We start from the raw sequence: 18,785 nt of genomic DNA, 5'->3' as shown, positions 1-18,785 counted from the left end.
CCCCCTGCAGGCTCAGCGGCCAATGGCGCGCAGTTTCAGTTCACATTCAAAAAGGAATTCGAAAGCCTCTACCTGGCGCAGCGCATCGCTCATGCTCGCACCCCAGGTGTAGAGGCCGTGGCCACGGATCAGGTAGCCGACGCAGTTGGGATGCGCGTTCAGCCAAGGCTGCACCTGGCCTGCCAGGCGGGCGATGTCCTGATCGTTGTCGAAGATCGGCACCACCACCTGCGACTGGTGAGTGTGAATGCCGGCAAAGGCCTTTTGCAGCTCGTAGTCTTCGAACACCAGGCGGTCACCTGCGATCACCCGCGACAGCACCGTGGCGTTGACCGAATGCGTGTGCAGCACCGCCTGGATGCGCGCGTCGAAGCGGTACAACTGGGTATGCAGCAGGGTCTCGGCCGACGGGCGCTTGCCGGGCTCCAGGCTCAGGCCGGCCATGTCGGTGGCCAGCACATCCTCGGTGCCCAGCTCGCCCTTGTGCTTGCCGGAGACCGTCAGCAGAGCCTGCTCCGGTGACAACCGGGCCGAGTAATTGCTGCTGGTGGCCGGCGACCAGCCGCGCGCATGGAGAAAACGCCCGGCGTCGATGATCTGGCGAGTCAGGGTGTCGCGGTTCGGGCTCATGCGCGCTCCTTGGGCATAAAGAGGTAGATCATAACCGCCGCCAGCGCTGCGGCCACACTGGCGATGGCGAAGCTGGCCAGCGCGCCGAGGCTGGCCCAGGCGTAGCCGGAATACAACGCCCCCAGCGCACCGCCCACCCCGGACAGAGCCGCATACAGCGCCTGGCCCTGGCCCTGGTGGTGGCCGCCGAAGCGTTGCTGCACGAAATGAATGGCGCTGGCGTGGTAGGCGCCAAAGGTAGCGGCGTGCATCAGTTGCGCCAGGCACAACAGCACCCAGCCGCCTTCAAGGCTGCCCAGCAGCAACCAGCGCAGCGCTGCTACCACCAGGCTCGCGCCCAACACCTGGCGCACCGGCCAGCGCGCCAGAATGCGCGACATGGCCATGAACATCAGCACTTCGGCCACCACCCCCAGCGCCCACAGCAGGCCGATGGCCGCGCGGCTATAGCCCAAGTGCTCCAGGTGGATAGTGAAGAAGGTGTAGTACGGCCCATAGCTCAGTTGCATGAGCGCTACCGCGCCGTAGAACGCCAGCACCGCCGGCGCACGCACCTTCGGCCAGAACCCGGCCGCGCCCTGCCCCCGCGCTGCAGCCGGCTCCACCGGTGGGGCCGGTACCAGAAGGCTTGCCAACAGAATGCCCAACATCACCGTGAGCACGGTCCAGGGATAGGCGTCCAGCCCGGCCCACTCAAAGGCCCGCCCCAGCGCCACCACCGCGACGATGAAACCGATCGAGCCCCACAGCCGCACCATGCCGTAGCGCCCCGGTTGCTCGCGCAAATGCGCCAGGGTGATGGCTTCGAACTGCGGCAGCACCGCATGCCAGAAGAACGCATGCAAGGCCATCACCGCCGCCAGCCAGGCGTAGCTGTGGTCGAACAGGATCAGGCTGAAGGCCACCAGCGTGCAGGCCGCACCCAGGCGCACGATGGCCAGCCGCCGGCCGGTGCGGTCAGCCAACCAGCCCCAGAGGTGGGGCGCGGCGCAGCGCATGAGCATGGGAATGGCGACCAGCTCGCCGATGCGCGCGCTGGCAAAGCCCAGGTGCGCCAGCCACGCCGAGGAAACGGCGCGGTGGCCCCGAGCAGGGCGAAATAGAAGAAGTAGAACCCCGACAGCCGCCAGTAAGGCACCGCCGCAGCAGGTGCGGCGGCGGGCGGCTCAGCGGTCGAAGCTGGCCCAGCACCGGGGTGCTGACGCGCACGTCGGCGTTCTGGCCGCGATGGCGCAGCAGGTGGTCCATCAGCACGATGGCCATCATGGCCTCGGCGATGGGCGTGGCGCGGATGCCGACGCAAGGGTCATGCCGGCCCTTGGTAATCATCTGAACCGGGTTGCCGTGCACATCGATGCTGTCGCCGGGAACCGTAATGCTGGAGGTGGGCTTGAGCGCCAGGTGGGCAACGATGGGCTGGCCGGAGGAAATGCCGCCCAGCACGCCGCCCGCATGGTTGCTGGTGAAGCCTTCAGGGGTCATCTCGTCGCGCAGTTCGCTGCCGCGGCGAGCCACGCAACCGAAGCCTGCGCCGATCTCCACGCCCTTGACTGCGTTGATGCTCATCAGCGCATGAGCCAGCTCTGCATCCAGGCGGTCGAAGATCGGCTCGCCCAGGCCCGGCATCACGCCCTCGGCAACCACGGTGATCTTCGCACCGACCGAATCCTGGTCACGGCGCAGCTGGTCCATGTACGCCTCCAGCTCCGGCACCTTGCTCGGGTCGGGGCTGAAGAACGCATTCTGCTCGACCGACTCCCAGCCCTTGAACGGGATTTCGATCGGCCCGAGCTGGCTCATGTAGCCGCGCACGCTGATGCCCTGGTTTGCCAGGTATTTCTTGGCGATGGCACCGGCGGCCACGCGCATCGCGGTTTCGCGCGCCGAGCTGCGGCCGCCACCGCGGTAGTCGCGCAGGCCGTACTTGTGGTGGTAGGCGTAGTCGGCGTGGGCCGGGCGGAAGACGTCCTTGATCGCCGAGTAGTCTTTGGAGCGCTGGTCGGTGTTGCGGATCAGCAGGCCGATGGAGGTGCCGGTGGTGCGGCCTTCGAAAACGCCGGAGAGGATCTCGACTTCGTCGTCTTCCTGGCGCTGGGTGGTGTGGCGGCTGGTGCCGGGCTTGCGCCGGTCCAGGTCGCGCTGCAGGTCTTCGAGGGCCAGTTCCAGGCCGGGCGGGCAGCCGTCGACGATGGCGACCAGCGCCGGGCCATGGCTTTCGCCGGCGGTGGTGACGGTGAACAGCTTGCCGAAGGTATTGCCGGACATGCGAACGCTCCGCGAAAATCAGTCAGCCAGGTCGAACGGGCCGCCAGTATACAGATTGTTTCGCAGCGGCGAACCTTCGCCACGGCCCTCCAGTCCAACCGCCACCGCCTCGGATACCCCCAGATGCTACGCCTGCTCGCCTCGCTTTTGATGTGCCTGGCCTGCGCCGCCCACGCCGCGCCCGTCCCTGTGTTGCAAACCCCGATCGACCTCGCCCGCCCAGGCGGTGTGCTGCATGGCAGCCTGTTGCTGCCCCAGCCGGGCCACCCGGTGCCGGTGGTGCTGATCCTGGCAGGCTCCGGCCCCACCGACCGCGACGGCAACAACCCCGACGGCGGGCGCAACGACAGCCTCAAGAAGCTCGCCTGGGGCCTGGCCCGCGCCGGCATTGCCAGCGTGCGCTATGACAAGCGCGGGGTAGCCGCCGGCCTTTCGCTGGCGCCGGACGAGCGCCAGCTCAGCGTCGAAGGTTATGTAGACGACGCCCTGGCCTGGAGCCGCCAGCTCAATGCCGACCCGCGCTTCGGCCCGTTGATCCTGCTGGGCCACAGCGAAGGCGCACTGATCGCCGCCCTCGCCGCCCCCGAAAGCCCCGCCAAGGGCCTGATTTCCATCGGCGGCAGCGGCCGGCCGGTGGGCCAGTTGCTCGAAGAACAACTCAAAACCCGTCTGCCCCGGAGCTGGCGCAACAGAGCCGGGTGCTGATCGAGCACCTGAGCGCCGGCCAGCTCGACGACCAGGTGCCGCCACAACTGAACGTGGTGTTCCGCCCGAGTGTGCAGCCCTACCTGATTTCGCTGTTCCGCCAGGACCCGGCCAAGGCCATCGCGGCGGTGAAGGTGCCGGTGCTGATCGTGCAGGGCCGTCACGACATCCAGGTCAGCGAAGCCGACGCACGTGCGCTCAAAACCGCCCAGCCCGACGCACGGCTGGCGTTGATCGACGGCATGAACCACGTGCTGCGCATCGTGCCGATGGACATGAAGGCGCAGGTGGATTCCTACGCCAACCCCAACCTGCCACTGGCGTGGAACCTGACGCCTGCGCTGGTCAAGTTCATCGACACCTTGCACTGACTTCAGCTTTTTTCAGCACGGTCGATACAGGCTCCAGAGATTTGAGGAGCGCCGCGATGACCGACACCCCCACCGAAGCCTCTGCCGCGCCTGATGCGGCCGAGGCCCAGGCCCCTTCCGTGGCGCAGAACCTGCCGTGGAGCGATGTGCAGCCTGAGTACTTTCAGTTGCTGCGCCTGCTGCCGCTGCCCACCGACCGCAGTGTCGGGCCGCGGCCGCTACGCTTCGTGCAATGGGGCAATGCCGAACGGCACAACCGCCATCACAGCCTGCTGCGCATGGACATCCAGCTCACCGGCCAGCGCGTGCGCAGCGACCAGAACCGCCTGGACGTGTGGGTCGATCATGAAAAACAGATTGCCTGGTGCGAGCCGCCTGTGCTGAACATCGAGCCGATCAATCGGGGCCTGGGGCGCTTCATGCTAGCCCAGGCCGCCGGTTGGCTGCACGAACAGGGCCCGAACTACCGCCTCCAGGGCCAGGACCTGCCCGCCCGTGACGGCCTGGTGGAAGACACCCGCAAGCGCCGTGACCACGTATTGCGCAGCCACGGCCTGGAAGTGGCCTATGCCGACCCGCAGTTCATGAAAGCCAGCTACGCCGAGGTGCCCGCCAGTGAACTGGTGGCGCAGTGGAACCCGGAGAAAGTGCAACTGGTGACCGTGCTCGATGCCGCCAACATGCTGCAACTGGCCGACCAGCAGATGCAGGAGCAGGAAGCGAAGCTGCGCAACAGCCAGGAACAGATCTCCCAATACCGCCGTGAAGATGGCAGCCTGCGCTTCACTATCGTCTGCCTGATCGCCTTTGCCGTGTTCCAGGCCGGGTTGCTGATCTGGATCGCGACGCGGCATTGAGCCGCCCGTCAGTGAAAATCCCGGCTGCGAATGGATAACCCGTCGAGCAGCCTGCTCAAATCCAGCAGGTTGCGGGCGATCACATGCAGCACCTCGCCGTTGCGCTCCACCCTGCCCTGCACCAGCATCAACTGCGACCCTACCAGCACGCGCCGCTGGCGCTGCGCCAGGCTCAGCCATACCACCACGTTGGTCATGCCGAATTCGTCCTCGAGCGTGACGAACGTCACCCCGCTGGCAGTACCTGGGCGCTGGCGGCCGGTGACCAGCCCGCACAGGTTGATGCTTTGCCCGTGCGCCAGTTGCGCCAGCTCGCGTGACGACCGGCAGCGCCAGGGCGCCAGCGCCGGGCGCAGCAAGGCCAGCGGGTGCGGGCCCAGGGTGGTGCCGACGCTCGAGTAATCGGCCAGCAGGTTCTCCCCCACCGTCGGCAACGGCAAGGCCACTTCGGCCTCGGCCTGAGCAGGCAGCTCGGCGAACAGCGGCAGTTGCGGCTCGGCCCGTGCCACCTCCCAGTGGGCACGAAAGCGGTGGCCGGCCAGGCCCTTGAGCGCACCGGCGTCGGCCAGCCGCTCACGGGCGCGGGCATCGAGCGCAGCGCGCTGTACCAGATCGGCCACATCCACAAAGGGCCGCCGCACGCGGGCAGCGGCTACCGAGCGCCCGGCAGGCTCGGCGAGGCCACGCACCAGCCGCAGGCCGAGACGAATGGCCGGCTGCGTTTTGCCCATCGGCTCAAGTGAACAATCCCAATCACTGAAACGCACGTCCACCGGCAGCACCTGAATGCCATGGCGGCGCGCGTCCTGGAGTATCTGGTCCGGGCTGTAGAAGCCCATCGGCCAGCTGTTGATCAGGGCTGCGGCGAACAGCGCCGGGTGATGGCACTTGAGCCAGGAGCTGGCGTAGCACAACAGCGCGAAGCTGGCTGCGTGCGACTCAGGGAAGCCATAACTGCCAAAGCCCTTGATCTGCTCGAAGATGCGCGCAGCGAAAGCTTCGCTGTAACCCCTGCTGCGCATGCCCTCGCGCAAGCGAATCTCGTGAGGCTCAAGGCCGCCTTTGCGCTTCCAGGCTGCCATGCAGCGTCGCAGTTCGTCGGCTTCGCCGGGGGTGTAGCCGGCGGCGACGATGGCCAGTTGCATCACCTGCTCCTGGAACAGAGGCACGCCCAAGGTGCGCTCGAACACAGCCTCCAAGGCTTTGCTGGGGTACTCGACAGGCTCCTCGCCATGCCGCCGGCGCAGGTAAGGATGCACCATGTCGCCCTGGATCGGCCCGGGCCGCACGATGGCCACCTGGATGACCAGGTCATAGAACGCCTTGGGCCGCAGACGGGGCAGCATCGCCATCTGCGCGCGTGATTCGATCTGGAACACGCCAACGGTATCGGCACGGCAGAGCATGGCGTAGGTGGCCGGGCAGTCTGCGGGGATGTCGGCCAGCTCCCAGCGGCGGTTCTCCGGGTGCGGCGGCAGCAGGTCGAAACAGCGGCGCAGGCAACTGAGCATGCCCAGCGCGAGCACATCGACCTTGAGCAGGCCGACCTTGTCCAGATCGTCTTTGTCCCACTGGATCACAGTGCGCTCGGCCATGGCGGCGTTTTCTACCGGCACCAGGGTTTGCAGGGGCTGCTCGCTGATCACGAAGCCCCCCGGGTGCTGCGACAGGTGCCTTGGAAAGCCCACCAGCTCCCCGGCCAGCACCATGACCCGATGCAGTTGCGGGCTGGCGGGGTCGAAACCGGCCTCGCGCAGGCGCTCGTGCGAGGGCAGGCCTTCATCGTGTCGGCTCACGCAACCGGCCAATGCGTTGACTTCATCCGGCCCCATGCCAAGCGCCTTGGCCACGTCGCGCACCGCGCCCGTGCCACGGTAACGGCTGGCCACGGCCGTAAGCGCGGCGCGATGGCGGCCGTAGCGCTGGAAGATGTACTGGATCACCTCCTCACGGCGCTCGTGCTCGAAGTCGACGTCGATATCCGGCGGCTCGTTGCGCTCGCGGCTGATGAAGCGCTCGAACAGCAGCGCGGTCTTGCTCGGGTCGATGGAGGTGATACCCAGCGCGAAGCACACCGCCGAGTTGGCCGCAGAGCCGCGGCCCTGGCAGAGGATGTGGCGTTCGCGGGCGAAGCGCACGATGTCGTGCACGGTGAGAAAGTACGACTCGTAGGCCATGTCGGTGATGACAGCCAGCTCCTTGCCGAGCTGATCCTGGGTTTCCGGCGGCACCCCCTTTGGCCAGCGCCATGCCGCCCCCTGCGCGGTGAGCTCGCGCAGCCAGCTTGCCGGGGTGTGCCCGGTGGGCACCAGCTCATGGGGGTACTGGTACTTGAGCTCGGCGAGGCTGAAACGGCAGCGTGCGGCGATGGCCAGGGTTTCGGCCATCAACTCGGCGCCATAGAGGCTGGCCAGCTCCTCGCGCCGGCGCAGGTGGCGCTCGCCGTTGGCGAACAGGCGCTGGCCGGCCTGGGCGACGGTGGTGTGGTGGGCGATGGCGGTGAGGGTGTCCTGCAGCGCGCGGCGGCCGCGGCTGTGCATGTGCGCATCGCCGCTGGCCACGCAGCGCAGGCCCAGCGTGGCAGCGGCCTCGCGCCAGGCGCGCAGCCGCTCGGCGTCGTCGGCGCCCCGGTGCAGCTCCACCGCCAGCCACAAGCGCTCACCGAACAGGCCCTTGAGCCAGTGGCCGTGCGCCAGGTTCGGCTGCGCGCCGGGCAGCCACAGCGCGATCAACCCATCGACAACAGTGAAGTCATCACGCAACAGCCGGTACTCACCCTTGGCCGCCCGCCGCCGCGCCAGGGTGATCATCTGGCACAGCGCCTGGTAGCCGGCAAGGTTCTCCACCAGCAGCACGCAGCGTGGGCCCTGCTCCACGGCCATTTCGCTGCCGACGATCAGCGCGACGCCAGCCTCCTCGGCCGCCTCCCAGGCACGCACGATGCCGGCCAGGGTGCATTCATCGGTGATCGCCAGCGCCTGATAGCCACACTGCGCGGCGCGCTGGAACAGCTCCTGGGCACTGGAGGCGCCGCGCTGGAAGCTGAAGGCCGACAAGCAGTGCAGCTCGGCGTAATCGAGGCTCACCCGAACAGCCCCTGCAACCACAGCGGCCCTGCCGTGCCCACCTCCCGGTAGGCCCAACCCTCACGGCCGTCGGCAAGCGCCACGCGGTAGTAATCCCGGCGCACGTCGGCGCCGTCCCACCAGCCGCTTTCGAGCCGCTCCGGGCCGCCGCACGGCAGTGCCTCGGGTAGCTCGCAAGGCTCGGGCAGCAACCAGCCCGGCCGTTGGCCCCCGGGCAGCGCCAGCACGCCGGGGCTGGCTTGCCAGGCGCGCTCGGGGCGGTGGTCGGCCACATAGCCCAGGCCTTGCACGGCGTCGTCGCCCAGCCGGGCGCGCAGGCGCTCGCGCAAGGGAGCCCAGGGTTCCAGCTGCTGGGCGCGAGCGCCGAACAGTTCGCTGTGGGCCGGCACGAAGGCCGGCAGCTCATCTGCGTGCAAGGCCAGCGCCCGTACCGGCCGCAGCACCTGCAATGGCTCCAGCCGGCCACGGGCCAGCTCCAGCAGGCGCTGCGGGGCCCGCTCAGGCGCCAGCAGCCCGACGGGCACTTCGGTGGGCGCACCTTCGGCATGCTCCAGGCGCAGCACAAAGCGCTGCACGCCCCCGTCGCGCGCGATCAGGAAGGCGCCCAGGTCGTCGATCAGCCGGCGCAGCGGAAACACCAGAGAGGCGATGTTCTCTACGTCGAAGTTGAATTCGATGCGCGCCTGGAAGCACTCCGGCGGTTGATAGAAGGCCAGTGCCAGCGGCGCCAGGCCGCGCAGGCGGTCGAGTTGCAGCAGCAGCTCGCGAGGAAAACGCCGCGCCAGCGCCTCGCGCGGCAGTGCCAGGACCTGGCCGAGGCGGCGCAGCCCCATGCGCTGGCACAGTTGCGCCTGTTCGGGAGCCAGCCCCAGGCGGTCGACCGGCAGTGCCTCCAGAGGATCGAGCAGCGCCGCTGCGCTGTGCACCGCCGTGCCGTCGCGCACCCCGGCCAGCACTCGGGCCGCTGCGGGGTTGGGCGCCAGAGCGATGCGGTGGCTGAAGCCCAGCGCGCGCAACCCTTCACGCAAGCGCGCCTCGAACACAGGCCAAGGCCCGAACAGCCCCAGGGTCGAACCCACCTCCAGCAACAGGGCACGCGGATAGTGCAGGCTGACCTGCCCGCTGAAGCCATAAGCCCAGGCGGCCAGCAACTGCTCCCATTCGCCCAGCCGTGCGCTGGGGTAATCGACCGCCTCGAAACCCTGAGCCAGGGCCTGCGCCGTACTCAGCGGCTGGCCGGCACGCAAGCCCAGGGCGCGCGCAGCGGGGTTGGCGGCCTTGAGCACGCGCCGCTGGCTGGGCCCGCCCAGCAGCACCAACGGCTGCTCCGGCTCGGCATGGCCGCGCAGCACCCCATCGAGCGCAAGCTGTGGCAACAGAATGCAGGCCCAGAGCACGGCGCTACCCTCGCCAGGCGATGGGTTGGGCCGGTGCCTGGCCGCCGCGGCACTTGATCACCCGCCAGCGCGCCGGGCGCAGCTCGATGGCCAGGCGCAATGCCGCCGGGGACGGGTTGTGCAGCGCTGCCAGGCCACGCAGGGCGAAGGCCAGCGCCTGGCCGGCCTCGGCAGCCACCTGCAAGCGGCGCAGCGCGCGATCGTCGGCCTGTGCCGGCCAGCACAGCACCGCACCGCAACTGCCCGAGCGCAGGCACTGCTCGGCGGCCCAGAGCACTTGCGCAGCCGGCGCACGCACCCAGGCCAGCTGCTCCAGCACCACACCGGCCGCCTGCCAGGCCTGCGGGTAAGGCACCCAGGGCGGTGCCACCAGCACGACCTTTTCGGCGGCCTGGGTGAGCCGCGCCAGGCTCGGCCACAGCAGCTGCAACTCGCCGCACCCCGGGGCCGGCAGCAGAATTTCCGACAGCGCACCGGGCGGCCAGCCGCCACTGGGCAGGCAGGCGTCGAGCGCCGGGTGGCCGGTGGGCTGGGCGCCGCTGCGCACCTCGGGTGCCTGCCCGGCGCGCCACACCCGGCGTTGGTCGAGCAGCCCGTCGAGGCTGACCACATTCAAGCTCATGCCAGCCTCCGGGCAGTGAAAGGATCGAAGGCGCCTTTTTACCCGATAGCTGTATGGATGACCAGTAATATTCGGCAAACGGCATCGCCATTGCGGTTTGCGCCATCGCCTTCGGCGCCTCTGGCTCCTGCGTACGGCGCGCCCCTAGAATGCCGCCAACTCAAGCACCTTCTTCGAGGCGCAGATTGGTCGAACGCAGGCAATTCAGCACCGGGATGCAGGGCAAGAACCTGCGCTACCTGGGCGAACAACAAAAACAGCCGCCCAGCCAGGCCCGCGCAGGGTTCATTCTGCTCGAGCACTTTTCCTTGCCGGCCTTCACCCAGGCACTGGACACCCTGGTGACCGCCAACCTGCTCGAAGCCAAAGCCTTCACCACCTGCACCTTCAGCCTCAGCGGCGAGGAAGTGGCCAGCGATCTGGGCCTGGTGATCCGCCCGGACGCCGCCCTGGCGGCCATGAACCTGGAACAGCTCGACCTGCTGGTGGTGTGTGGCGGCCTGCGCACGCCGCTGCGCCCCAGCCAGGAGCTGGCGCACCTGCTGCAGGCCGCCGCCCGCCATGGGCTCGACCTTGCCGGGCTGTGGAACGGCGCCTGGTTCCTCGGCCAGGCCGGCCTGCTCGGTGGCTATCGCTGCACCGTGCACCCCGAGCACCGCGCCGCCCTGGCGGAAATCGCCAAGGCCAGCAACGTGACCAGCGAAAGCTATGTGATCGACCGCGACCGCCTCACCGCAGCCAGCCCCAGCGGCGCGTTCTACCTCACCCTGGAATGGATCGGCCTGCTGCACGGCCGCGCGCTGGTCGAAGGCATCGAAGACATCCTCGCCTTCGAAGCCTCGCGCTACCGCCGGGTGAACCCCACCCTCAACGTGAAGATGACCGCCCCGCTGCGCGAGGTGGTCAACCTGATGGACGCCAACCTCGAAGAGCCGCTGGAGCTGGATCAACTGGCCGACTACGTGGGCCGCTCACGCCGGCAGATCGAGCGCCTGTTCAAGGAACAGCTGGGCACCACGCCGCAGCGGCATTACCTGGAATTGCGCATCACAGAGGGGCGGCGCCTGCTGCAGCATTCGGAGCTGTCGATCCTGGATGTGGCGATTGCCTGCGGGTTTGTGTCGGCGAGCCACTTCAGCAAGCGCTATACGGCGTATTTCGGATACCCGCCGTCCAAAGAGGCGCGGTTGAGCAACTGACTCGAGCGCGGCTCAGGCCGCGTTGCCCTGCTCTGCCGGCCGATACACCCCCTCCCCGAACCGCACCGTCATCGCCACACACAGCCCCAGCCCCGCAAACCCCAACAGCCCACCCACCAGGCCGATGCTGGCCACGCCCATCTGCAGGCTCACCACACTGCCCAGCAGCGCGCCACCGCCAATGCCGACGTTGTAGATGCCCGAATGCAGGGCCATGGCGACATCCGTCGCGTCCGGCGCCAAGGCCAGCACGCGGGCCTGCATCACCAGGCCAAAGCACATGATCGCCATGCCCCACAGCAGGCAAACGCCGCCCAGCCACATCGCGCTGCCGGCCAGCGGCAAGAGCAGCGACAAGCAAACAGCCAGGGTGCCGATGGCGGCGATCAACAGCCCGCGCGGGTAACGGTCGTTGTAGCGGCTGAACAGCAGCGAGCCGATCAGCCCGGCACCGCCGAACAGCAGCAAGAGCACCGTGGTGGTGCTGCCATCAAGGTGCGCGACGCTGGCAACGAACGGCTCGATGTAGCTGTAAGCGGTGAACTGCGCCGTGACCACCAGCGCGGTAAGCACATAGCTGATGGCCAGTGCCGGGCGCTTGAGGAGCAGTGGCAGGCTGCGCAGTGAACCGGAGTTCTGGCTTGGCAGGCGCGGCAGGCCCCAGCCCAGCCAGGCCATTACCAAAGCGGCGGCCACGGCAATGCTGAGGAAGCTCATGCGCCAGCCCAGCGCCTGGCCGACGATGCGCCCCAGCGGAATGCCCAGCACCATGGCCAGGGCGGTGCCGGTGGCCAGCAGCCCGAGCGCCTGAACCGACTTGCCCGGTGGCGCCATGCGCACCGCGAGCGAGGCGGTGATCGACCAGAACACCGCATGCGCCAGGGCGATGCCCAGGCGGCTGAGCAACAGCACCGGAAAGCTCCCGGCCAGGCTTGATAGCACATGGCTGACGATGAACAGCGCGAACACCCCCAGCAGCAACCCACGGCGCTCGATGTTGCGGGTCATCAGCATCAGCGGCAGCGAGGCCAGGGTCACGATCCAGGCGTAGACGGTGAGCATCAGGCCCACTTCTGCCGGCGTCATGGCAAAGCTTGCGCCAATGCTGCTGAGCAGCCCTACGGGTACGAATTCGGTGGTGTTGAAGATGAACGCCGCCAGCGCCAGGGCGACGACGCAAAGCCAGCTGCCGGTGGGCGCTTGGGTGGAAGGGGTGTGCATGCAGGTGAGCTTCCTTCGAGACGGTGGCACGGCGCGCGAAAGGCCCCCAACCGCCGCGCCTCAGGCCAAGGCCTGCAGTGAACGGCACGCGGGTTTTTATGGGTTTTCTCAGGAAGACTACGGCGTGAAGGGGCGATTCTACGCCCCTGCCTCGCCCCTCACAACCCGCGCACCGGCAGGCGGCTTACCGAAGGTGGCTCAGCGCCCGCGCAGCATCGAACGCAGCACGCCATCGCGGCGAATCAGGCCGTGATAGAGCGCCGCCGCCAATGCACCAGCACCGTCAGGAACAGCAAGTAGGCGAGGTAGCCGTGGGCGTTGCGCAACAGGGCGAAGGTCGGCGCGTCGGCGCTCAGCAAGGGGGCAATTGCACGCCGGGCGCGAGGGTGACCGGGTCGCCTGCGGCGCTGATCATCGCCCAGCCGATCAGCGGCAGGGCCAGCATCAGGCCGTAGAGCAACAGGTGCGAAGCCTTGGCCGCCAGGGCCTGAGGTTTGGGCAAGTCTGCCGGCAATGGCGGCTGGCGGGTGCCCAGGCGCACCGCCACACGCAGCAATGCCAACGCCAGCAAAGCAATTCCCAGCGGCTTGTGCAGTTGAATCAGCCACTGATGCCGCTCCGACACGCTGGTGACCATGCCCGCACCGATGAACAGCATCGCCAGCAGCAACACCGCCATCACCCAGTGCAGCCAGCGCGCCAATGGCACGAAATGCTCGGGGGCCTGTTTCATGGCTGTTTCTCCTGCAAGGCAGCGGTTTCACCGGCGCGGCGCCGGTAGGAAGCGGCGTAGGCGGCCGAACGGGCCGCCAGCAAAGGGTCGGCGGAGGCTTCGATGCCATCGGGCACGATGGTGGGGTCGTAATTCACATCGCGGCAGGGGCCGTCGTTCTGGTCCAGCGCGCGGTCGAGCACCAGGGTGCCAGCATCGACGGCCTGCCGATCGGCCGGCCATGACTTGCTGGCGTCATCGACCACATCACCGGGGCCTGCAAAGCTCATCTGCAAGGTCCAGCGCAGCGGGCCTTGGGCCAGGCGCTGCTTGAGGTCGGCGGCCAGGTAGTCGGCGCCCTGCCCGGCCGGCTGGCCGGTGTCGCTCGCTTGCGGCAGCACGCGCCAGCGCACCGCCTGGCGCTGGCCCTGGGCGTCCACCAGGTAGAAGGCATTCAAGCCGTCGTAGCGCTCGCTGGCATAGCTGGGCGATGGCTTGGCTGTCTTGACCCAGGCCAGAAACGGCGCGGTTTCCGGGTGGCTGGCGAAGAAGGCCTGCATTTTTGCCGGGTCCGGCTTGCCGGTTTCGGGCAGCGGAGCACTGGCCTGCAGCATCTGGTAGAAGGCCTCCGGCGTGCCGACCGCGAACACCGGCATGCTGTTCATGCCGGTGCGCCACTGCTGGCCATCGGGCTGGGTGAAGCGCAGGGCAAGGCTGCGGATCGGCACGCTGCTATCGGGGGCATACGGGTTGGGACCAGGCAGGGCAAAACGGCCCACCACCGGCGTGCGCCCCGGCGCGAACAGCGCGGCGCGCGAGGCGTGTTGCAACTGGCCATTGCTTTCGAACCAGCCGGTCACGCACACGCCCTTGGCGTGATTGCGTCGGTAGCCGGCATGCGGTTTGCCACCTTCGAGAGTGTCGACGATGCGCGCAGGCGTCAGGCGGGTGGGGTCGAACAGGTCACGGGCCCAGGCCAGGCCTGCGCCCAGGGCGATCACCGGCACGGCGATCAGGCCCAGCCGGCAGGCCTTGGCCAGCGGGCTCAGGGCTACGGGTTCATCGGTCACGGGAGTTTCCTCATCGGTTGGCTGCTCATCCCTGGGGGGACGCCCCGCAGCGAGGGTTTATTCCGCGCAGTGTTTCAACTGTCGGCCGAGGGAATAAACCGGCGGCGCAGGCGTCTACCGCATCTCGACACCTTGCGGGCCACCGGCCATGAACGATTTCGACGAACAACTGCGCGACCTGCTGCCCCGGCTGCGGCGCTTTGCGCTGTCCCTGACGCGCGACCCCAGCGCTGCCGATGACCTGGTGCAGGCAACCCTTGAACGCGCCCTCACCCGCCTGGCCGGCAAGCGCCCGGACGGTGACCTGCGCGCGTGGCTGTTCTCGATCCTCTACCGCCGCTTCGTCGACAGCCACCGCAGCGCCCGCCGCTATGCGCGCTTGCTGGAGCTTTTCGGCCGTGGCAGCGATGAAGAACGCGTGCCCTCGACCGAGCGCAGCGTGCTGGCCCAGCACAGCCTGGGCGCCTTCGAGCAGTTGCCGGCCGAGCAGCGCGCGTTGCTGCTGGCGGTGTCGGTCGAAGGGCTGAGCTACAAGGAAGTGGCGCAGATGCTGCAGGTGCCGATGGGCACGGTGATGTCGCGGCTGTCACGCGCGCGCCAGGCCCTGCGGCAATTGAGCGAAGGCGAAATCAACGGGCCACGCTTGCGGAGGTTGAAATGATCACCCTGCCCCCTTCCGAACAATCCCTGCACGCGTGGGTGGACGGCCGCTTGAACGAGGCCGACCGCCAGGCGCTGGACGCCTGGCTCGCGCAACACCCGGAGGTGGCGCGCCGCGTGCAAGCCTGGAGAAACGACGCTCAGCACCTGCGTGCAGCGCTCGGGGGCGCCCTGGCGCAGCCTGCCAACCCGGCGCTGGACCCCGCTGCACTGCGCCAACGCCTGCGCCAGCACCGCCATCGCCACCTGGCGCGCGCAGCGAGCCTGGTGCTGGCCCTGGGCGTCGGCGCCCTGGCCGGCTGGAACGGCCGGGCGATGCAAACGCCTGCGTTCGTGCCCATGGGCGATGCGTTGGAGGCCTACCGGCTGTTCGCCCAGCAGGGGATGATGCCGGCCGACATGACCGCAAAAGACCCGCAAACCCTGCAGCACTGGCTCGACCAGCATTTCGCCCGCGCCCAGCGCCTGCCCGACCTGGACACCGCCGGCCTGCGCCCTGTGGCAGCGCGGCTGCTGAGCACCGACCAAGGTGCAGCGGCGATGGTGCTGTACGAAGGCGCCCACGGCGAAAAGGTCAGCTTTTACATTCGCCCGCCGGGGCCCAGGCACAACATGCTCGGGCGCGGCAGCCGCCAGGACGGCGAGTTGCAGGCCGATTACTGGTCGGGCGCGGGCTTCAACTACGCGGTGGTGAGCCGCGCCGGCAGCATGGCGCCGGCGACTCTTGCGCGGCTGCAGGAGGACTGATTCCGCGCGTCAAGCGTCCGGCCAGGGCGTGAGCACTTCAAAGCCCTGGGCGGTGACCGCCACCATGTGTTCCCACTGCGCCGACAGCGAGCGGTCCTGAGTCACTACGGTCCAGCCGTCGTCCAGGGTGCGGGTGCCGTGCTTGCCGGCGTTGAGCATCGGCTCGATGGTGAAGATCATGCCCTCCTTCAAACGCATGCCGAAGCCGGCCTTGCCGAAGTGCAGCACTTGCGGGTCGCTGTGGTAGGTCTGGCCGATGCCATGCCCGCAGTACTCGCGCACGATGCTGAAGCCGTCGCGCTGGGCGACGCTCTGGATGGCGTGGCCGATGTCGCCCAGGGTGGCACCGGGGCGCACCACCTCGATACCGGCCCACATGGCTTCGAAGGTGGTGTCGACCAGTTTGCGCGCCTTGGCCGACGGGTTACCTACCAGGTACATGCGGCTGGTGTCGCCGTACCAGCCGTTGTGGATCAGCGCCACGTCAAGATTCAGGATGTCGCCGTCTTCCAGCACGCGTGCGCTGGGGATGCCGTGGCACACCACCTCGTTGACCGAGGCGCAAACGGTTTTCGGGAAGCCGTGGTAACCCACGTTGGCAGGTATGCATTTGAGCTTTTTGACGATGTGCTCGTTGCAGCGCTGGTCGAGCTCGTCGAGGCTCACGCCGGGCTGCACGTGCTCCTTGATCATCGCCAGCACCTCGGCGGTACGCATGCCCGCTTCCCGCGACAGTGCGATTTCTTCAGCCGAACGCAAAGGAATGTTTTTCATTGGGCCACCGCCTGGCGCGGCGACTGCCACTGGCCGACCAGTTCGTTCAGCGCCAGCTCACCCTTGGCTTCAAGGCTGATCAGCAGGCGGCAGATGTCCTGGTGGTTGAGGTCCGGGTAGAGCTCGGAAAGCATCCCCACCCGCAGCCAGTGCTCGGTTTGTGCATTGATCGAACGCGACAGCGCGGTGCTGGCGATGCGCAGGTTCTCGTGCAGCGAATCGGAAATCTTGACGATGCCCATGGGGCGGCCTCACTGTTATACGAAACATATACGAAGCGCATAATAGTGAGCGTATCGAAGGCTGTCCAGCCCGCTCCGATGTGTCAAAAATCCTACAGATCCGCTAAAGTGCGCCGCCCCGGAATGGACCCGGGGCCTCACATGGAGAGCAGTATCGTGAACCGTACCCTCAAGGCGGCCGCCGCCGCAGCGCTGTTGACCCTCGTAGGCTGCACCAGCGCCCCGATGCAATCCCCCCATTACGACAGCAGCCAGTACACCGTGGTTGGCCACAGTGAAGCCAACGCCACCGGCCTGCTGCTGTTCGGGCTGATCCCGATCCAGCAGAACACCCGCTTCGTGCGCGCTCAGGACGCGGCCATCCAGGCCCGCGGCGGCGACGCGCTGATCAACACCCAGATCCAGGAAAAATGGTTCTGGGCCTGGGTGCTGACCGGCTACACCACCACCGTTTCCGGCGACGTGATCAAGCTCAAGCGATAAGCGCCAGGCGCTTCACTGCACAGCCTGGGTCGGGCGGATGACGATCTCGTTGAGGTCCACCCCCTCAGGCTGTTCAATCGCGAAGCGCACTGCCCGGCCGATGGCGTCGGGCTGCAGGGCCACGGCACGGTAGCTCTGCATCGCTTCACGCGCGCAGGCATCGGTGATGCTGTCGGCCAGCTCGCTTTGCACCACGCCCGGGTGCACGCAGGTCACGCGGATGTTGCGGTGCTCCTGGCGCAGGCCGTCGGAGATCGCCCGCACGGCGTACTTGGTAGCGCAGTACACAGCGGCGGTCGGCACCACACTCAGCGCCCCGACCGAGGCGATATTGATGACCTGGCCACTGCCCTGCTCGATGAAGCCTGGCAAGGTCGCGGCGATGCCGTTGAGCACGCCCCTGATATTCACGTCGATCATGCGGTTCCACTCCTCGGTCTTGAGCGAAGCCAGGGCGAGAGCGGCATCACGCCTGCATTGTTGACGATCACATCGATTCGGCCCGATTGCTGGCGCACCTCGGCAGCGAAGGCGTGGACCGATTGCGCGTCGGTCACGTCCAGTTCACGCCAGTGCACCTTCGCGCCTTGCGCTTCAAGCCGTTCGGCCAGCGTACGCAGCCGCTCCGTGCGGCGCGCACCGAGCCACAATATGGCGCCGGCGGTAGCCAGTTCGCAGGCGATGCCTTCGCCGATACCGCTGGAGGCGCCAGTGATCAAGACAACCTTATTCATGGGTTTTGCTCCGGTTGGACAGGGTTGACGCCAGCCTAAGCCAGCGGCATCGTCCAGATCAGCCGCTACGAACTTACTCCTTCCGTTAGCTGAACTTACCAATGCCCACCGACCTGAACCTGCTGTGCGTATTCGAGCGCGTTGCCCACTACGGCAGCTTCCGTGCCGCTGCCGACCAACTGGGCCTGACGCGGTCGGCTGTCAGCCAGAGCGTTCGCCGGCTGGAGGACACCCTGGGGGTGGCGCTGCTGTTGCGCTCCACGCGCAACGTGCGCCCCAGCGAAGCCGGCGAGCGGCTGCTGCGGCAGATTCGCCAACCACTGGCAGCGCTTGCCGGCGCGCTCGACGATGCGGCCGACCATGGCCCGCCGCAAGGCCTGCTGAGGCTGGCGGTCACCTCCATTGCCGAAGACTTCCTGAACGGCCCGTTGATCGCCAGCTTCGCCCAGGCCTATCCGCACATCACTCTGGACGTGACCGTGACCGACGAGCTGTTCGACATCGTCGAGCGCGGCTTCGATGCCGGGGTGCGCCTGGGCGAAGTGATCGAGCAGGACATGGTTGCACTGCCTGTGACCGGGCCGCAGCGCGAGGCAGCAGTGGCAACCCCTGCGTACCTTGCGCGCCATGGCCCGGCCCCAGCACCCGCAGGACCTGGCGAACCATCGCTGCATCGGCTGGCGCCCCGGCCTTGACACTGCGCCATGGCGCTGGGAATTCAGCGAACACGGCCGGGCCTTCACTGTTGCGGTCGAACCGCAGGTCACCAGCAACGACATGTGGCTGATGCTGCGCACCGCGCTGGCAGGCGGGGGATCACTTTCGGGATAGAGGCCACGTTCAAGCCCTGGTTGCGCAGCGGCGAGCTGGAGGCGGTGTTGCAGGATTACCTTCCCCCGTTTCCGGGGTTTTACCTGTATTACCCCAGCCGTCACAATCTGCCGGCCAAGCTGCGTGCGCTGATCGAACATGTGCGCGCGTTCAGGGATAAAGGACAAGCATAGGAACGC

At 67.8% G+C, this 18,785-nt stretch carries 15 protein-coding genes and 5 pseudogenes; 8 read left to right on the top strand and 12 right to left on the bottom strand.

What is annotated here, in order from left to right; translation table 11 throughout:
• Window positions 1-12: 12 nt before the first annotated feature.
• From LN139_RS07040 to aroC, 3 genes and pseudogenes are all read right to left on the bottom strand, one after another.
• Window positions 13-630: a methylthioribulose 1-phosphate dehydratase gene (locus LN139_RS07040; RefSeq protein ID WP_236359310.1), complete on the bottom strand. Its 618-nt coding sequence runs from the start codon at window positions 628-630 to the stop codon at window positions 13-15.
• Window positions 627-1,768: pseudogene (locus tag LN139_RS07035) on the bottom strand (MFS transporter). Before LN139_RS07035 ends, LN139_RS07040 begins: the two are co-directional and overlap by 4 nt.
• Before the next feature lie 38 nt (window positions 1,769-1,806).
• Window positions 1,807-2,895: pseudogene (aroC, locus tag LN139_RS07030) on the bottom strand (chorismate synthase); the annotation flags it as partial.
• 123 nt (window positions 2,896-3,018) lie between these two features.
• Between aroC and LN139_RS07025 the strand changes: the two are divergent.
• A pseudogene (locus LN139_RS07025) lies at window positions 3,019-3,971 on the top strand (alpha/beta hydrolase).
• Window positions 3,972-4,027: 56 nt separating this feature from the next.
• Entirely contained in the window at window positions 4,028-4,828 is an 801-nt protein-coding gene (locus tag LN139_RS07020; protein WP_236359309.1) for a hypothetical protein, read from the top strand.
• 8 nt (window positions 4,829-4,836) lie between these two features.
• Here LN139_RS07020 and LN139_RS07015 read toward each other — a convergent pair whose 3' ends face one another.
• Genes LN139_RS07015 through imuA form a run of 3 tightly spaced genes read right to left on the bottom strand, consistent with a single transcriptional unit; the run spans window position 4,837 to window position 9,933 of the window.
• Window positions 4,837-7,914, bottom strand: a complete 3,078-nt coding sequence (locus tag LN139_RS07015) for an error-prone DNA polymerase (RefSeq protein ID WP_329611018.1) — start codon at window positions 7,912-7,914, stop codon at window positions 4,837-4,839.
• Window positions 7,911-9,311 (bottom strand): Y-family DNA polymerase, encoded by a 1,401-nt coding sequence (locus tag LN139_RS07010; RefSeq protein WP_236359307.1) that lies wholly within the window; start codon window positions 9,309-9,311, stop codon window positions 7,911-7,913. The genes LN139_RS07015 and LN139_RS07010 overlap by 4 nt, the downstream gene beginning before the upstream one ends.
• A 4-nt stretch (window positions 9,312-9,315) precedes the next feature.
• Complete coding sequence (imuA, locus tag LN139_RS07005) at window positions 9,316-9,933, bottom strand: translesion DNA synthesis-associated protein ImuA (RefSeq protein WP_236359306.1); 618 nt, start codon at window positions 9,931-9,933, stop codon at window positions 9,316-9,318.
• Between the two features lie 149 nt (window positions 9,934-10,082).
• Here imuA and LN139_RS07000 point away from each other — a divergent pair, with 149 nt between their 5' ends.
• Window positions 10,083-11,132, top strand: coding sequence for a GlxA family transcriptional regulator (locus tag LN139_RS07000; protein WP_236359305.1), 1,050 nt, complete (start codon window positions 10,083-10,085; stop codon window positions 11,130-11,132).
• Between the two features lie 12 nt (window positions 11,133-11,144).
• On the opposite strand, the gene LN139_RS06995 is transcribed toward LN139_RS07000, so the two are convergent.
• The 3 genes and pseudogenes from LN139_RS06995 to LN139_RS06985 form a co-directional block, all read right to left on the bottom strand.
• A complete protein-coding gene (locus LN139_RS06995) occupies window positions 11,145-12,353 on the bottom strand; it encodes a sugar transporter (protein ID WP_236359304.1) in 1,209 nt (402 codons plus the stop codon).
• Window positions 12,354-12,551: 198 nt separating this feature from the next.
• Window positions 12,552-13,086 (bottom strand): annotated as a pseudogene (locus LN139_RS06990) (cytochrome b).
• Window positions 13,083-14,135: a catalase family peroxidase gene (locus tag LN139_RS06985; RefSeq protein ID WP_442964391.1), complete on the bottom strand. Its 1,053-nt coding sequence runs from the start codon at window positions 14,133-14,135 to the stop codon at window positions 13,083-13,085. The pseudogene LN139_RS06990 and the gene LN139_RS06985 overlap by 4 nt, the downstream one beginning before the upstream one ends.
• Before the next feature lie 148 nt (window positions 14,136-14,283).
• Here LN139_RS06985 and LN139_RS06980 point away from each other — a divergent pair, with 148 nt between their 5' ends.
• Complete coding sequence (locus LN139_RS06980) at window positions 14,284-14,796, top strand: sigma-70 family RNA polymerase sigma factor (RefSeq protein WP_236359303.1); 513 nt, start codon at window positions 14,284-14,286, stop codon at window positions 14,794-14,796.
• Complete coding sequence (locus tag LN139_RS06975; RefSeq protein WP_236359302.1) at window positions 14,793-15,542, top strand: anti-sigma factor family protein; 750 nt, start codon at window positions 14,793-14,795, stop codon at window positions 15,540-15,542. Before LN139_RS06980 ends, LN139_RS06975 begins: the two co-directional genes overlap by 4 nt.
• A 9-nt stretch (window positions 15,543-15,551) precedes the next feature.
• On the opposite strand, the gene map is transcribed toward LN139_RS06975, so the two are convergent.
• Both map and LN139_RS06965 read right to left on the bottom strand, forming a co-directional pair.
• Window positions 15,552-16,316, bottom strand: coding sequence for a type I methionyl aminopeptidase (map, locus tag LN139_RS06970; protein ID WP_236359301.1), 765 nt, complete (start codon window positions 16,314-16,316; stop codon window positions 15,552-15,554).
• Window positions 16,313-16,558 carry a ParD-like family protein gene (locus tag LN139_RS06965; protein ID WP_236359300.1) on the bottom strand — a complete coding sequence of 82 codons (246 nt, stop codon included), beginning with the start codon at window positions 16,556-16,558 and terminating at the stop codon, window positions 16,313-16,315. The genes map and LN139_RS06965 overlap by 4 nt, the downstream gene beginning before the upstream one ends.
• 141 nt (window positions 16,559-16,699) lie before the next feature.
• Here LN139_RS06965 and LN139_RS06960 point away from each other — a divergent pair, with 141 nt between their 5' ends.
• Entirely contained in the window at window positions 16,700-17,041 is a 342-nt protein-coding gene (locus tag LN139_RS06960) for a hypothetical protein (protein ID WP_236359299.1), read from the top strand.
• 12 nt (window positions 17,042-17,053) lie between these two features.
• Here LN139_RS06960 and LN139_RS06955 read toward each other — a convergent pair.
• A pseudogene (locus LN139_RS06955) lies at window positions 17,054-17,775 on the bottom strand (SDR family oxidoreductase).
• Between the two features lie 101 nt (window positions 17,776-17,876).
• Between LN139_RS06955 and LN139_RS06950 the strand changes: the two are divergent.
• Both LN139_RS06950 and LN139_RS06945 read left to right on the top strand, forming a co-directional pair.
• Window positions 17,877-18,470 carry a LysR family transcriptional regulator gene (locus tag LN139_RS06950; RefSeq protein WP_236359298.1) on the top strand — a complete coding sequence of 198 codons (594 nt, stop codon included), beginning with the start codon at window positions 17,877-17,879 and terminating at the stop codon, window positions 18,468-18,470.
• 84 nt (window positions 18,471-18,554) lie between these two features.
• Window positions 18,555-18,779, top strand: coding sequence for a LysR substrate-binding domain-containing protein (locus tag LN139_RS06945; protein WP_236359297.1), 225 nt, complete (start codon window positions 18,555-18,557; stop codon window positions 18,777-18,779).
• The last annotated feature ends 6 nt before the right edge of the window (window positions 18,780-18,785 follow it).

This window comes from Pseudomonas sp. KNUC1026 (assembly GCF_021650705.1).
Lineage (GTDB): Bacteria > Pseudomonadota > Gammaproteobacteria > Pseudomonadales > Pseudomonadaceae > Aquipseudomonas.
This window is presented reverse-complemented; position numbering and strand designations above follow the sequence as displayed.

Bases quoted from the DNA above. Each gene is read 5' to 3' on its own strand.
- LN139_RS07000 (WP_236359305.1), top strand. From the start codon at position 10,083: ATGCCGCCAACTCAAGCACCTTCTTCGAGGCGCAGATTGGTCGAACGC.
- LN139_RS06975 (WP_236359302.1), top strand. From the start codon at position 14,793: ATGATCACCCTGCCCCCTTCCGAACAATCCCTGCACGCGTGGGTGGAC.
- map (WP_236359301.1), bottom strand. From the start codon at position 16,316: ATGAAAAACATTCCTTTGCGTTCGGCTGAAGAAATCGCACTGTCGCGG.
- imuA (WP_236359306.1), bottom strand. From the start codon at position 9,933: ATGAGCTTGAATGTGGTCAGCCTCGACGGGCTGCTCGACCAACGCCGG.
- LN139_RS06965 (WP_236359300.1), bottom strand. From the start codon at position 16,558: ATGGGCATCGTCAAGATTTCCGATTCGCTGCACGAGAACCTGCGCATC.
- LN139_RS06995 (WP_236359304.1), bottom strand. From the start codon at position 12,353: ATGCACACCCCTTCCACCCAAGCGCCCACCGGCAGCTGGCTTTGCGTC.
- LN139_RS06980 (WP_236359303.1), top strand. From the start codon at position 14,284: ATGAACGATTTCGACGAACAACTGCGCGACCTGCTGCCCCGGCTGCGG.
- LN139_RS06960 (WP_236359299.1), top strand. From the start codon at position 16,700: ATGGAGAGCAGTATCGTGAACCGTACCCTCAAGGCGGCCGCCGCCGCA.
- LN139_RS06950 (WP_236359298.1), top strand. From the start codon at position 17,877: ATGCCCACCGACCTGAACCTGCTGTGCGTATTCGAGCGCGTTGCCCAC.
- LN139_RS07020 (WP_236359309.1), top strand. From the start codon at position 4,028: ATGACCGACACCCCCACCGAAGCCTCTGCCGCGCCTGATGCGGCCGAG.
- LN139_RS07040 (WP_236359310.1), bottom strand. From the start codon at position 630: ATGAGCCCGAACCGCGACACCCTGACTCGCCAGATCATCGACGCCGGG.